The sequence below is a fragment of the Rubrivivax soli genome, assembly GCF_049810355.1.
Taxonomy (GTDB): Bacteria; Pseudomonadota; Gammaproteobacteria; order Burkholderiales; family Burkholderiaceae_C; genus Rubrivivax.
In genome coordinates this window covers 646470-660753 of record NZ_CP187368.1, presented here as the reverse complement: position 1 = coordinate 660753, position 14284 = coordinate 646470, and the positions used below count along the sequence as shown (strand labels likewise).

Here is a 14284-nt window from a genome sequence, read left to right as displayed (position 1 = left end):
GCATGAGTCTGAAGCCCAAGGTGGCCCTGTCACAGGACTTCCTGCTGCAGCTGGCGAAGCTCGCCGCCAACGTGCAGTCGAAGGTCATGAAGTGGGCCATCCAGTTCCAGTCGGACCCCACGAGCCCCGGCATCAACTACGAAAACATCAATGGTGCGCGGGACTCGAACCTGAAGTCGGTGCGGCTGGACCGGGACTGGCGCGGCATCGTCTTCAAGCCGGATGCCGGCGACGTCTACGTGCTTCTGTACGTCGACCACCATGACCAGGCCTACCGCTGGGCCGAGAACCGCAAGCTCTCCATCAACCCAGTGACGGGCGCCATGCAGCTGGTTGTGCTCGAGCGCGTGACGCAGGAGGAGCCTGCCGCTGCGCCCGCACCCGTGCCCGCCCCCGCGGCAGTGCCCGCGAGTCAACCCGTTCTCGAACCCATGTTCGCCGCCTTGGGCGACCGCGAGTTGCTCAGCCTGGGTGTGCCGGAAGAGTCGCTGGCCTCCGTTCGGACCATCAAATCCGACGAGCAACTCGATGCCATGCAGGCCGTGCTACCCGTGGAGGCCTACGAGGGCCTGTTCCTTGTGGCCGCAGGCGATTCGGTCAGCCAGGTGCTCGGAGCGCGCGAGACACGGGTGGACCGCCAAGTGGATACCGCGGACTTTGCCGCGGCGCTGGCCACGCCAGAGTCGAAGTCGCGCTTCGTCATCGTCGACAACGACGAGGCAATGATGGCCATCATGAACGCCCCGCTGGCCCAGTGGCGCGTCTTCCTTCACCCCACCCAGCAGAAGATGGCCAGTGGCGACCGCAGCGGGCCGGTGCGTGTTCTAGGGGGCGCAGGGACGGGTAAGACCGTCCTGGCCATGCACCGCGCGAAGTGGCTCGCGGAGAACCGCACGCCCGAGGGCAAGAAGCTGCTGTTCACCACCTTCACCCGAAACCTGGCCGCGGACATCGAACAGAACCTGAAGACGCTGTGCGGGAGCAGCACCCTCGCGAAACTGGAGGTCCGGAACCTGGATGCCTGGGTGCACGGCTTCATGCGTGCCCAGAAGCTCGAACACCGCATCGTCTACGACCGCAAGCAGGACGCTGCGCTGCAGGCGTGGCAGGCCGCCATGGCTGTGCGAGACACGAAGCTGGACCTGCCTGACGACTTCTATGAGCTGGAACTCGAGCAGGTCATCCTGGCGCAGGGCATAACGACGCTCGAGGAGTACCGGGTCGCACGTCGGACAGGTCGCTCCGGCGTCCTGAGCCGGGGCAAGCGCGATGCGGTGTGGCCTGTCTTCGAGGAATACCGAGGCCAGCTGGCATCGCGGAAACTCAAGGAGGTTGACGACGCGTACCGCGAAGTGGCGGCGCTGCTCTCTGCTCAGACCCTGCCGAGCGAGTACAGCGCCATCGTCATCGACGAGACGCAAGACTTCGGGCCCCAGGCGTTGAAGCTCATCCGGGCGATGATTCCGCCGGGGCCGAACGACCTGTTCTTCGTCGGCGATGGTCACCAGCGCATCTACAGCCGTAACCGAGCCGCGATGAGCAAGTGCGGAATCGACATCCGCGGGCGCTCGAAGAAGCTGTACCTGAATTACCGCACCACGGACGAGATTCGGCGGCAGGCGGTGGCCTTGCTGGAGGGCTGCGAGGTGGACGACCTCGATGATGGCCACGATGAGACCAAGCGGTACAAGTCACTGTCCCATGGCCCCGCTCCCAGCGTCGTGTCGGTGGATGGTCTTGAATCGGCGGCTACGCAGGCCGGGGGCTTCATTCGACAACTTCAGGCCGAGGCGGACGAAGGCGCGAAGCCAACCATCTGCGTCATCGCCTCCAGCGAGAAGCACCGCGACGCGATGGCGAAACAGCTGCTTGCGGCAGGGTTCGCCGGTGTGACCATCTCGGCGCAGAGCAACCACGCGGATGCCCGCGACGCCGTGCACTTTGCGACGATGCATAGGGCCAAGGGGCTCGAGTTCGATGCGGTCGTCGTGGTGGCCCCAGCCTCCTACTTCGGCAGCGTTGAGGTGTCGGTCAACCAGAGGAAGCTCGTCTACGTCGCCCTAACGCGGGCCAAGCGTGCCGCGATGCTCCTTCGGCTAGGGTGAACGTTCTGGCATGACTCCAGAGCGGATTGCCACGTCCTTGCCAGCGCTTGGTGGATGCGGGTGATTCAGCGACTCTAGGAAGGATGGCGCTTGTTGGCGCCGTTCGCAGCTACGCCTCGGACGGGGAGAGGTGACAAAGCCAGAGGCCGCATTCCCTAAAGACGCCTTCTGCCGTCTGGGCGGCCATGGTCGGCAGGAGAGTCAACGGGCGCGATGCGCTGTCGGCTGTTGGCTCTGCACAGTTGGTACGCAAAGCTCGTGCTCAGCGAGCAACCTGAAGTTCAGGCAGCTGACGAAGTTCGCGACCGTCGCGCGACCCCGCTTCGGCGTCGATTGGGGCTGGAACGGCAAGGGGCGACGCAGGCAAGAGCGGTCGACCGCGGAGTTACTGAGGGAACTCAAGCACTCTTGTCCTCAAGCCCCAGTTCGGGCTCCTGGCGGACTGCGGCTCCGCCCGGGAACCCTAGCTAGTCCCACAGTACTGGCCAAAGTGGGTCGCCAGCGGCAGTTGAATGGCAGGTACTCCGACCTGTCGGACTGGACGCCGCATTCGGGAAATCTATACCCCTGGATATTTTCTATCGATGCGGATAGATATAATTTTCAGGAGTCGTCCGTGAGATATTTCTTGTGGTCGAAGAATCGAATTTGTGTCTTTGCGATGGAGGTGGCTATACTGTGGACGGCACGACTTGATTGGGTAGCCTCCCCCCGCGTCAGCGGGGATTCTTGGCGGCGTCAGCATCCCGTTAGCCACCGAACAGGTGGATTCAGTAGCGTAAGGTGCAGACGAAGTCAGCGGCCGAATAGGCCGTAACGTTCGCTGGCCAGCGACGCCCATCTTGTCGTGCCACCCTTCTGGTTCACCCATCGCCCGCGTTCGATGCATCAATCGACTCGCGCGTCCCCGTTCCTGCTATTGCCTGCCAGCGGTGGCCAGCGCAAACGGGTGGCCGAACCTGCCCCTTGACGCGAGCTGGCGTACAGCCAGCCTCGGAACAGCGCCGCACTCTCCGATTGAGCCACGGCGCGCGGGGTGGTTCGATTGGGGTAAATCGAAGCCTAAAATCAACCATGTGTCGCTTGTATTAGAGTGTTGGTATTGATTCAGCACTTCGGTACGTCACATGGATACGGCAGCAACCCCTTTCTGGGTCCTTATCGAAAAACTCTCGAACGAGACCGGGTATACGGTAAACGCGATTCGCGCCAAGCAGAAGAAGAACCAGTGGAAGTTCAACGTCCACTGGAAGCGGGCGCCCGACAATCGCTTGGTGTTCAATCTACCGGCCATCCAGAAGTGGATGGCGAGCGGCGTGCAATAGTCGCCGGTATCTAGGTCAGATGATACGGTCGACGGTTGGAGTTATTGGTAATCTATCGATGGGCGTTACGGAGCCTTCCGCTTGCACAGGTCTAGACAATTGACCTGATGGTAAATCCGATTTAGTTTTACCAATATCCACTAACTGCGATTGAAAACATGGTGACCGCAACGCAAGCCCGACAGCCAGTTTCTTTCATCTCGATGAAGAAGCTGAAATGTCGAACAACGGACCGAAGGGCGGCTCCGCCAAGGGCAAGAAGAACGACGAGCCGCTGCTCGCCGTTGGAACCCGGGTACTCCCAGAGAGCGGTGAACCACTCCCCGAAGGCCTGAGCATCCGAAGCGCACGGGGCATCCAGATGTCCTTTGCATGGAACGGAGAGCGCTGCTTCGAGACCTACCCGGGGCGTCCGACCCCATCGCTGGTCGTCAAGGCAGCAAGGCGTCGCGAGGAGGTTCTGCAGCTCATCGCGATGGGCAAGTTCAAGTACGAAGACGAGTTCCCGAGCAGTCGCCGCGCGTCAGAAGTTCGGCGCCAGCAAGCCCTCAGCCGGGTTGAGCCAACTGGTCCTTGCCTGGACCAGTGGTTCAACATCATCCGAACGAGCGTCGGGCCCAACACCGAGGACGACTACCGGCGCGTCATCCAGTACTCGCTGAAGCCGCTGCCTGTCGAGGTCCTTGGCATTCGGTCACCGCATCCCTACGCGGGGTTACCCCTAGAGATGCTCCCCGTGGACGAAATCACCAGCGAGCGTGTCTCGCTGCTCAGGAACCACCTCTTTCACAGACAGGGGCTCTCGGGGCGACGGGTCGGCAACATCCTCATCCCGCTAAGAGGCATGTGCGCGAATCTCGTACAGCGAAAGCTCCTAACTGAGAGTCCGTTCGAAGGGCTCAAGCCTCTCAAGGACACGAGGGTGCAACACGACGCTCCCGCCAAGGTCGACCCCGCCGCACCTGCCAAGACGCTTCAAGAGGTTGCCAAGTTCAAGGCTGACAAAGGCAAGGCGGACCCGTTCGCGCCGGACGAAATGGAGGCCATCCTTGGAGAAGCCGAGGGTCCTCTGCTCAACACCCTATCGTTCTGGTTCGCGTGCGGGCTTCGCACGGGTGAAGTGCTCGCGCTGCAGTGGCAGGACATCGACCTCGAGACGAACCAAGTGTGCATCCGCCGGTCGCTGTCGAGAGGCAAGCTCAAGACGCTCAAGCGCCACGATTGGCGCTGGCTGCCGCTTCGACCCCACGCACTGGCCGCCGTCAAGGCCCAGTTCAGCTACAGCGGCCAACAGGCGGCGTGGGTCTTTCCTAACCCGGCCACCGGAGAGCGCTACGCGAACGAGTCCAAGCTGACGAAGCGATGGAAGGCGCTCCTGGCTGCTGCCGGGGTCCGCTACCGCCGACCCTACCAGTGCCGGCACACCTACGGCTCTTCCGAACTGTCGGCGGGCGAGCCCTTGCTGAAGGTGGCCGCTGACATGGGACACAAGGACTGGACGATGCTCCAAAAGCACTACGGGCGGTGGATTCCGGCGGTGGGCGCGATGCAGGGGGCGGGGCAGGGCTCGGCAGTAGTCTTCGGCCCGCTGTGGGCACGCTTGGTCAAGCTCATCGAGTCCAGGCAAGTCGACCCTCAGGAGGCTAGGCGGACAGCCAGAGAGTCCGAGGACGGAGAGCTTTCCGACGAGACGGCTCAATCGCTGGAGGTCAATGCCGATGAGCTGCCCGAGCGCACCCGCCCTGCGCCTGAGCAGTGAACTGGTCAACAGAGGACGCTTTTGTTCGGTCGCGGAGTGGTCTACAGTGGTCCCGGTGGTGCAACAACAGAGCAACAACGAGGCCGTTTGCCCCGGAAACCCGCTTGAATGCTAGAGGTCACGGCGAGTTCGAATCCCGCCACCCCGACCATTACGAATCAACGGGTTAGCTCTCACAAGGGGCTAACCCGTTTGGCTTTGTGGGGCGGCCGGATGCATTCCGAGGGTGCAACGGCAAGAAGGCTGCCGGGCCATGGGCGTCGCCAGGCGCTCCGTCACCGGAGCGGCCCGCCCTGCACGCGACCGAATCAGCCGTGCGCCGCCGGCAGCTCTCCGGAAGTCGTGACGCCAGACGCGATGTCGGCGCCGATCGACGCGCCGCATCGGCCGGGCCGGTGCGGCACCCGGGCACCCTGCAGCGAGGTTGCGCTCGGTCAGCACCGCGCCTGCGGCATGAGGCCGGCACCGCGGCGTCGACCCGGTGCGGCGGGCCGGGGGCTTGACATTCCAACGAGGGGAAGCTTCAGAGTCCACGCGTGCCGCACGTTCGAGGAGACCCCATGCACCACGCGATGAACATCGGCGAGGCCGCGGAAGCGGCCGGCGTCTCGACGAAGATGATCCGTCACTACGAGCAGATCGGACTCCTGCCTGCGGCGGCGCGCACCGACGCGGGGTACCGCCAGTACGCCGAGCGCGACGTGTCGGTCCTGCGCTTCATCCGCCAAGCGCGCCGGCTCGGCTTCTCCATCGAGCAGATCGCCGAACTGCTCGGCCTGTGGAGCGACGCGCACCGGGCCAGCCGCAGCGTCAAGGCCGTCGCGCAACGGCACGTGGCCGACCTCGCGCAGAAGATGCGCGAACTGGCGGACATGAAGCAGGCCCTCGAGCGCCTCGTGGCCTCGTGCCACGGTGACGACCATCCGCACTGCGCCATCCTCGCGGAGCTTGCCGTGCAGAGCCCGGCGGCTCCGGTCCCGGGGTCGATCGAGCCCGGCACGCTGCGCAAGCCGGCATCGGCGCGCAGGCCGGCGGCCGCGAAGGCGCGACCGCCTGCGGCCCCTGCGCCCGCGCCGCACCATGCCGGCCTGATGGCCTGGACCCACCAGCTGCACCAGCGCCACGGCGGGTCCTGAGCCCGCCGCGTGCGGTCGCCCCGGTGGGGCGGGGCGCCGCACCGGCGGCGCCGCGGGCGCTCCCGTCGCCGCTGCCGCTCGAACCGGAGCCATGCCCGCCTTCGTCGACGGCGTCGTGAAGTCCCTGCGCGTCGGCACCGGCCGGCTCGACCACCACGCCGCCGCGCCCGAGGAGTCGTAGACTGGCGCGCATGCAAGCGTTGCGCCGTCATCGCGGCCGGCTGTCCGGCTGGCTCATCGCCCTGGTGCTGTTCACGCAGCTGGCCACGGCGGCGTATGCCTGCCCGCAGCTGTCGTCCGTGCACGGCGACGGCGTCGCCGCGATGGCTGCCATGCCCGACTGCGACGGCAGCGTGCCCACGCGCATGGATCCCGAGCGGCCGCAGCTGTGCAAGGCGCACTGCGAGACCGGCAAGACCTCGGTGAACAGCCCGGTGGCCGCGCCCGACGCACCGCCTGCGCTGGCGGTGGGCGCGGCGCTGGTCGGCATCGTCGACGTGGCCGATGCCGCCGCGCTGGCTGCCAGCATGCCTGCCTCGGTGGCCGACGGGCCGCCCGTCGGGTCGCCGCCGCTGTACCTCTCGTTGCTCGTCCTTCGGAACTAGCCCGCGCACTCCCGGCCGGGTGTGCTGTCGCAGCGTGCCCGGCTCCCTGGCGCGCGTCGTGCGTTCGTTCCGAAGGAGAGTGTCGTGTCCCGTTTCATCGTGCGCGTGCCGTGCCGGCACGCCGGGCGGCGCCTGCCGTTCCTCCGGGCCCCTGGTCGGGCCCTTCGACAGGCCGCCCGGCTGGCGCTGGCCCTTGCAGCGCTCGCGAGCGGCCCGGCGTGGGCGGACCGCGCCGCGCCCCCCCTGGGCTACGCCGAGGCGCTCGAGATCGCCCGGCGACAGGCGCCCGCCCTGCGGGCGCAGCTGGCGACGCTGGAAGGTTCGACCGCCCTGGTGCCGTCGGCCTCGACGCTGCCCGATCCCCGCCTGTCCGTCGGCCTGGAGAACCTGCCCGTCGCCGGGCCGGACCGCTGGCGCACCACGCAGGACGGCGGCACGATGCAGCGCATCGCGCTGATGCAGGAGGTGCCCAACCGCGCCAGGCGCGACGCGCGCGAGCAGGCGGCACTGTCCCGCATCGCGCGCGACCGCGCGCTGCTGGCGGCCACCGAACTCGCCGTGCGCCGCGACGCCGGCCTGGCCTGGCTGGCGGTGCACTTTGCCGAGGCGAGGCTCGCGCAGGTGGCCGGCTTCCAGCGCGAGAACCGGCTGCTGCAGGACACGCTGCCGGCGCGCATCGCGGCCGGCTCGGCGATGCCTGCCGAGCTGACGATGGCACGCCAGGAGGCGTTGGCCATCGCCGACCGCGCCGACGAACTGGCCCGCGACGTGCACAAGGCGCGCGCGGACCTGCGCCGCTGGATCGGCGCGCGCGCGGATGCGCCGCTGCAGGCGCAAGCGCCGGCCATCGCCGTCGACGGCGAGGCCTTGCGCGCGGCGCTGCCGCGGCACGCCGAGCTGGCGCCGTATGCGCCGCTGCGCGCGTTGGCACAGGCCGAGGCGGCGGAGGCCGACGCCGACAGGCACGGCGACTGGGCCTGGGAGGTGGCCTACAGCCGGCGCCCGCGTGACGACGACATGGTGTCGTTCCAGCTCAGCTTCGACCTGCCGTGGCAGCGCGCGCGCCGGCAGGAGCCGCAGATCGAGGCCAGGCGGCGCGAGATCGAACGCATCGAGGCCGAACGCGACGAGGTGCTGCGCCGCCATGCGGCCGAGACCGAGGCGATGCTGGCCGAGCTGCAGGCGGCCGATGCGCAGGCCGAGCGGCTGCGCGGCGCCGGGCAGCCGCTGGCGGCCGAACGCGTGGCCCTGGCCCTGGCGGCCTACCAGGCGGGTCGGGGCGATCTCGCTGCCGTGCTGACCGCGCGCAGCCAGGTGCTGCAGACGCACCTGCGTGCCGTCGACCTCGACGCGCAGCGCGCTGCCCTGCGCCTGCGCCTGTCCACCCTGATCGCGGAGTGAGACCATGGATGTTTCCTTGAACAAGACCGTGGCCGCGGGCGCGGCGATGCTGCTGGCCGGCCTCGGCGGCGGCTGGGCGCTCTCGCAGTGGATGGCGGCGGGCGACCGGGGCGGCACGGCGCCACCCGCGCACGCTGCCGCGGCCGGCACGGCCGAACGCCGGGTGCTGTACTGGTACGACCCCATGGTGCCGACGCAGCGCTTCGACAAGCCCGGCAAGTCGCCCTTCATGGACATGCAGCTGGTGCCGCGCTACGCCGACGAGGCCGGCGCCGGTGCCGGCCCGGCGGTGGCGGTGTCGCCGCAGGCGGCGCAGTCGCTGGGACTGCGCGTGGCCACGGCCGATCTGCGCGTGCTGCAGCCGGCCGTGGACGTGGTCGCCGTGGTGGGGCTCGACGAGCGCGACGTCAGCATCGTGCAGGCACGCGCGCCAGGATTCGTCGAGCGCGTGCATGCGCGCGCACCGGGCGACGTGATCGCGGCCGGCGCGCCGCTGGCCGAGGTGCTGCATCCGGACTGGCTGGCGGCGCAGCGCGAGTACTTCGCGGTGCGCGCCACCAACGACGAGACCCTGGCGCTGGCCGCCCGAGCGCGCCTGGCGCTGCTGGGCATGCCGGTCGGCCTGATCGAGCGCATCGAGGCCGACGGGCGGCCGCAGGCGTTGACGACGATCGTGGCGCCGTCGGGCGGCCTGATCGCCGAGCTGATGGTGCGCCGGGGCATGACCGTGTCCGCCGGTGCGACGCTGGCGCGCATCAACGGACTGGGCACCGTGTGGGTCGAGGCGGCGGTGCCCGAGGCGCTGGCCGCCGCGGTGGCCCCGGGTCAGCGCGCCGAGCTGCGACTGGTGGCGTTCCCGGGCGAGGTGCTGCGCGGCAGGGTGGCCGCGGTGCTGCCCGAGGCGAGCCGCGACACGCGCACGCTGCGCGTGCGCGTCGAGGTGCCCAACCCGGGTGGCCGGCTGCGCCCCGGCATGTCCGGCCAGGTGCGCCTGGCCGGCGCAGGCGCGGGCGCCGAGGTGGTCACCGTGCCGGCCGAGGCGGTGATCCGCACCGGACGCCGGGCGCTCGTCCATGTGCTCGACGCGCCGGGCCGGTACCGGCCGGTGGCGGTGGAACTCGGCGCGGAGATCGATGGCCGCGTGGCCGTGCTGCGGGGGCTCGCTGCCGGGCAGCAGGTGGTGGCCTCGGGGCAGTTCCTGATCGATTCCGAAGCGAGCCTGCAGGGCCTCGCGGCATCGGCCGCCCCTGCCGCCGCAGCCTCTGCCGCGGAGCACGCCACGCGCGGCCGCGTCGTCGAACTCGACGACGCATCGATCACGCTCGAGCATGCGCCGGTGCCGGCGCTGCAGTGGCCGGCGATGACGATGCCCTTCCAGCTGGCGCAGCCGGACCTCGTGCGCGGGCTGAAGGCGGGTGACGCCGTGCGATTCCGCTTCCGGCAGCAGGGCGACGAGCACGTCGTGACCGCGATCGAGCGCGACGACGCGGGGGCGCGCCGATGATCGCCGCCCTGATCCGCTGGTCGGTGGCCAACCGCTTCCTCGTGGTGCTGGGCTCGATCTTCCTCGCCGCCGCCGGCCTGTGGGGGGTGCGCACCACGCCTGTCGACGCCTTGCCGGACCTGTCGGACGTGCAGGTCATCATCCGCACCACGCTGCCGGGCCAGGCACCGCAGATCGTCGAGAACCAGGTGACCTATCCGTTGGCGACGACGATGCTGTCGGTGCCCGGCGCGAAGACGGTGCGCGGCTTCTCGTTCTTCGGCGACAGCTTCGTCTACGTCCTGTTCGAAGACGGCACCGACCTGTACTGGGCGCGCTCCCGGGTGCTGGAGGTCCTGAACCAGGTGCAGGGCCGGCTGCCGGCGGGGGCGACGTCGTCGATGGGGCCCGATGCCACCGGCGTGGGCTGGATCTTCCAGTACGCGCTGGTCGACCGCACGGGCGGCAGCGACCTCGCGCAGCTCCGTGCGCTGCAGGACTGGTTCCTCAAGTACGAGCTGAAGAGCCTGCCCGGCGTGGCCGAGGTGGCCACCGTGGGCGGCATGAACCGGCAGGTCCAGGTGGTGCTCGACCCCTTGAAGCTGGCCGCCCACGGCGTCACGCACGCGCAGGTGCGCGCGGCGCTGCTGGCCGGCAACCAGGAAGCGGGTGGCTCGGTGCTGGTGCTGGCAGAGGCCGAGTACATGGTGCGTGCCAGCGGCTACCTGAAGACGCTGGACGACTTCCGCGCCGTGCCGCTGGCGGCGCGCGGCGGCGTGCCGGTGTCGCTGGGCGACGTGGCGACGGTGCAGGTGGGCCCCGAGATGCGGCGTGGCATCGCCGAACTGGACGGGCAGGGCGAGGTGAGCGGCGGCGTCGTCGTGCTGCGCGCGGGCGCGAACCCGCAGCAGACCATCGCCGCGGTGAAGGCACGCCTCGCCGAGCTGCAGGGCAGCCTGCCCCCGGGGGTGGAGGTCGTCACCACCTACGACCGCAGTGCGCTGATCGGGCGTGCCATCGACAACCTCACGATCAAGCTGATCGAGGAGTTCATCGTCGTCGCACTCGTGTGCGTCGTCTTCCTGTGGCACCTGCGCTCGGCGCTGGTGGCCATCATCGCGTTGCCGCTGGGGGTGATGGCGGCCTTCCTGATCATGCGCTGGCAGGGCATCAACGCCAACATCATGTCGCTGGGCGGCATCGCCATCGCCATCGGCGCGATGGTCGACGCCGCCGTGGTGATGACCGAGAACGCCCACAAGAAGCTCGAGGCCTGGCAGCACGCGCATCCGGGCGCGACCCTGGCCGGACCGGCGCGCTGGAAGGTCGTCACCGAGGCCGCCGAGGAGGTCGGGCCGGCGCTCTTCTTCTCGCTGCTGATCATCACGCTGAGCTTCATCCCGGTGTTCACGCTGGAGGCGCAGGAAGGGCGGCTGTTCGGGCCGCTGGCCTTCACCAAGACCTATGCGATGGCGGCGGCGGCAGCGCTCTCGGTGACGCTGGTGCCGGTGCTGATGGGCGCCTGGATCCGCGGTCGCATCCCCGACGAGCAGCGCAACCCGATCACGCGCGCGCTCATCGCGGTGTACAGGCCGGCGCTGGAGCGGGTGCTGCGCTGGCCGAAGACGACCGTGCTGCTGGCCGTGGTGGCGGCGGCGAGCACGGCCTGGCCGCTGTCGCGCCTGGGCGGCGAGTTCCTGCCGCGGCTGGACGAAGGCGATCTGCTCTACATGCCCTCGGCGCTGCCGGGGCTGTCGGCGCAGAAGGCGGCCGAACTGCTGCAGGTCACGAACCGGATGATCCGGACCGTGCCCGAGGTCGAGCGCGTGTTCGGCAAGGCCGGCCGTGCGGAGACGGCCACCGACCCGGCCCCGCTGGAGATGTTCGAGACCACGGTCCGGCTGAAGCCCCGCGACCAGTGGCGGCCCGGCATGACGCCGGAGAAGCTGGTCGAGGCGCTCGACGCCGCGGTGCAGGTGCCGGGGCTGGCCAACGTCTGGATCCCGCCGATCCGCAACCGCATCGACATGCTGGCCACCGGGATCAAGAGCCCGATCGGCGTCAAGGTGACGGGCAGCGACCTGGCCGTCATCGACCGCGTCGCGCTGCAGGTCGAGCAGGTGGCCCGGACGATTCCGGGCGTGTCTTCCGCGCTGGCCGAGCGGCTGACCGGCGGGCGCTATGTCGACGTGCACATCGACCGCGTGGCGGCGGCCCGCCACGGGCTGAACATCGCCGACGTGCAGGCGGTGGTCAGCGGCGCGATCGGCGGCGAGAACGTCTCGGAGACGGTGGAGGGGCTGGCGCGCTTCCCGATCAACCTGCGCTACCCGCGGGAGTGGCGCGACACGCCGGAGCGGCTGGCCACGCTGCCGATCGTCACGGCCGCGGGCCAGCAGATCACGCTCGGCACCGTGGCCCGGGTGCAGGTGAGCGACGGCCCGCCGATGCTCAGGAGCGAGAACGCGCGGCCCGCGGGCTGGGTCTACGTCGACGTTCGCGACCGTGACCTGGCCGCGGTGGCGACCGAACTGCGCGCCGCGGTGGCGCGCGACGTGCCGCTGGCGCCCGGCGTGAGCATCGCCTACGCGGGGCAGTTCGAGTATCTGGAGCGCGCCAATGCGCGGCTGATGATCGTGGTGCCGGCCACGCTGACGATCATCTTCGTGCTGCTGGTCCTGACCTTCCGCCGGATCGACGAGGCGGTGCTGATCATGGCCACGCTGCCGTTCGCGTTGATCGGCGGGGTGTGGTTCCTCTGGGCCATGGGCTACCACCTGTCGATCGCCACCGGCGTCGGCTTCATCGCGCTGGCCGGCGTGGCGGCCGAGTTCGGCGTCGTGATGCTGCTGTACCTGAAGCAGGCGCTGCAGGCGCGGCTGGACGCGGGGGCCGCGGCGTCGGCGGACGTGGTCCACGACGCGGTCCGCGAAGGGGCCGTGCTGCGGGTGCGGCCCAAGGCCATGACCGTGGCGGTGATCCTGGCCGGCCTGGTGCCCATCGTCTGGGGCAGCGGCACGGGCTCGGAGGTGATGAGCCGCATCGCCGCGCCGATGCTGGGCGGTATGGTCACGGCGCCGTTGCTGTCCCTGTTCGTGGTGCCCGCCGTGTTCGCATTGCTGCGCCGCCGCGCGGTGGTGCCCGCCCCGGACGGCTGACGCCGCCGCGGCCGGCGCAACGCCGGCGCCGCTTGACCTTGCCACAGCGTCAATCCGCAGCATGCCGGCATTCCAGCTTCAGGAGCCGACCATGCAGACCTCTTCCTCGCCGCTTGCGCAGCAGCGGCGCAGCCTGACCGGCACGCTCGCCACCGCCGGCCTGGCCGTTGCCGCGGCCGCCGTGCTTGCCGCGTGCGCGCCCGCCGTGACCGACGTGCAGGCGGGACCGTCCGCCGCGGCGGCAGTGCCTTCCGTTCCCGTCGCACGGGTGCGCTCGGCTGCCGCGGTGGCCACGGCGACCCAGGTGGCGCGCGTGGAGGCGGCCCAGCACGTCGAGCTGCGGGCCCGCGTGTCCGGGCCGATCGATGCGGTGCTGTTCCGCGAAGGCGACCTGGTCCGCGCCGGGCAGCCGCTCTTCCAGATCGATCCCCAGCCCTATGACGCAGCCCTCGCCCGGGCCCGCGCCGAGGTGCAGCTCGCCCGCGCCCGCGAGGCTTGGACAGCCGCCGAGGCCGAACGCGCGCGCCAGCTGCAGGCGGACCGCGCGATCGCGGTCGAGGAGATGGAACGCCGCGTCGCCGCGCATGCCGAGGCGCAGGCGCGACGCGCCGGTGCCGAGGCGGCGCTGCAGACGGCACAGCTCGAGCGCGACTTCACGCTCGTGCGCGCGCCGATCGACGGCCGCATCGGCCGTGCGCTCGTCACCACGGGCAACTTCGTCTCGGCGGGCGGCGGCACCACCGCGCTGGCCACGCTGGTCGGCGTGGCCCGGCTGCATGTGCACATCGATGTGGCCGACCGCGGCCTGCTGCAGCGCCTGGCCGACGACGGTGGTGCGCGGGGCTGGAAGGCCCGTGTCCTCGATGCCGACGGCCAGCGCGAGCTGGCGCAGGCGCCGATCGACTTCACGAACCATTCGGTCGATGCCGCCACCGGCACCGTGCGGCTGCGGGGGCGCATCGACGCGCCGACGCCCGCGCTGATGCCGGGGCAGTACGTGCGCGTGCAGATCGCGACCGGTGCCGCGCAGCCGGTGCTGCTGGTGCCGGACAAGGCGATCGGCACCGACCAGGGCCGCCGATTCGTGCTCGTGGTCGATGCGGCCGGGATGGTCGGGTACCGCCCGGTCGACGTCGGCGCAGCGCAGGGCAGCGACCGCATCGTGACCCGGGGCCTGCAGGCCGGCGAGCAGGTGATCGTCTCGGGCCTGATGCGCGTGCGACCGGGCATGACGGTCTCGCCCCAGCCATCCACCGGGCCGGTGGCGCCGCAGGCCCTCGACCGCTCGGGCCCCGTGCCCGACCGGACCTGA

The 14284-nt window shown here is 69.8% G+C and carries 9 protein-coding genes; all 9 read left to right on the top strand.

Features of this window, described 5'->3' with window-relative positions; genetic code table 11:
* Positions 1–2: 2 nt before the first annotated feature.
* The 9 genes from ACPOLB_RS02915 to ACPOLB_RS02875 all read left to right on the top strand — a co-directional run bounded on the left by ACPOLB_RS02915 (position 3) and on the right by ACPOLB_RS02875 (position 14284).
* Entirely contained in the window at positions 3–2105 is a 2103-nt protein-coding gene (locus tag ACPOLB_RS02915; RefSeq protein WP_425259795.1) for a UvrD-helicase domain-containing protein, read from the top strand.
* A gap of 1127 nt (positions 2106–3232) precedes the next feature.
* Positions 3233–3430, top strand: a complete 198-nt coding sequence (locus ACPOLB_RS02910) for a hypothetical protein (protein WP_425259794.1) — start codon at positions 3233–3235, stop codon at positions 3428–3430.
* Positions 3431–3647: 217 nt separating this feature from the next.
* On the top strand, positions 3648–5189 hold the full coding sequence (locus tag ACPOLB_RS02905; protein WP_425259793.1) for a tyrosine-type recombinase/integrase: 1542 nt from the start codon (positions 3648–3650) through the stop codon (positions 5187–5189).
* Positions 5190–5749: 560 nt separating this feature from the next.
* Positions 5750–6325: a Cu(I)-responsive transcriptional regulator gene (gene cueR, locus ACPOLB_RS02900; RefSeq protein ID WP_425259792.1), complete on the top strand. Its 576-nt coding sequence runs from the start codon at positions 5750–5752 to the stop codon at positions 6323–6325.
* A gap of 191 nt (positions 6326–6516) precedes the next feature.
* Positions 6517–6930, top strand: a complete 414-nt coding sequence (locus tag ACPOLB_RS02895) for a hypothetical protein (RefSeq protein ID WP_425259791.1) — start codon at positions 6517–6519, stop codon at positions 6928–6930.
* 84 nt (positions 6931–7014) lie between these two features.
* Entirely contained in the window at positions 7015–8331 is a 1317-nt protein-coding gene (locus tag ACPOLB_RS02890) for a TolC family protein (protein ID WP_425259790.1), read from the top strand.
* A 4-nt stretch (positions 8332–8335) separates the two neighbouring features.
* Positions 8336–9835, top strand: a complete 1500-nt coding sequence (locus tag ACPOLB_RS02885; protein ID WP_425259789.1) for an efflux RND transporter periplasmic adaptor subunit — start codon at positions 8336–8338, stop codon at positions 9833–9835.
* Positions 9832–12972, top strand: coding sequence for an efflux RND transporter permease subunit (locus ACPOLB_RS02880; protein ID WP_425259788.1), 3141 nt, complete (start codon positions 9832–9834; stop codon positions 12970–12972). The genes ACPOLB_RS02885 and ACPOLB_RS02880 overlap by 4 nt, the downstream gene beginning before the upstream one ends.
* A 91-nt stretch (positions 12973–13063) precedes the next feature.
* Positions 13064–14284, top strand: a complete 1221-nt coding sequence (locus ACPOLB_RS02875) for an efflux RND transporter periplasmic adaptor subunit (protein ID WP_425259787.1) — start codon at positions 13064–13066, stop codon at positions 14282–14284.

Bases quoted from the DNA above. Each gene is read 5' to 3' on its own strand.
- ACPOLB_RS02915 (WP_425259795.1), top strand. From the start codon at position 3: ATGAGTCTGAAGCCCAAGGTGGCCCTGTCACAGGACTTCCTGCTGCAG.
- ACPOLB_RS02910 (WP_425259794.1), top strand. From the start codon at position 3,233: ATGGATACGGCAGCAACCCCTTTCTGGGTCCTTATCGAAAAACTCTCG.
- ACPOLB_RS02905 (WP_425259793.1), top strand. From the start codon at position 3,648: ATGTCGAACAACGGACCGAAGGGCGGCTCCGCCAAGGGCAAGAAGAAC.
- cueR (WP_425259792.1), top strand. From the start codon at position 5,750: ATGCACCACGCGATGAACATCGGCGAGGCCGCGGAAGCGGCCGGCGTC.
- ACPOLB_RS02895 (WP_425259791.1), top strand. From the start codon at position 6,517: ATGCAAGCGTTGCGCCGTCATCGCGGCCGGCTGTCCGGCTGGCTCATC.
- ACPOLB_RS02885 (WP_425259789.1), top strand. From the start codon at position 8,336: ATGGATGTTTCCTTGAACAAGACCGTGGCCGCGGGCGCGGCGATGCTG.
- ACPOLB_RS02880 (WP_425259788.1), top strand. From the start codon at position 9,832: ATGATCGCCGCCCTGATCCGCTGGTCGGTGGCCAACCGCTTCCTCGTG.
- ACPOLB_RS02875 (WP_425259787.1), top strand. From the start codon at position 13,064: ATGCAGACCTCTTCCTCGCCGCTTGCGCAGCAGCGGCGCAGCCTGACC.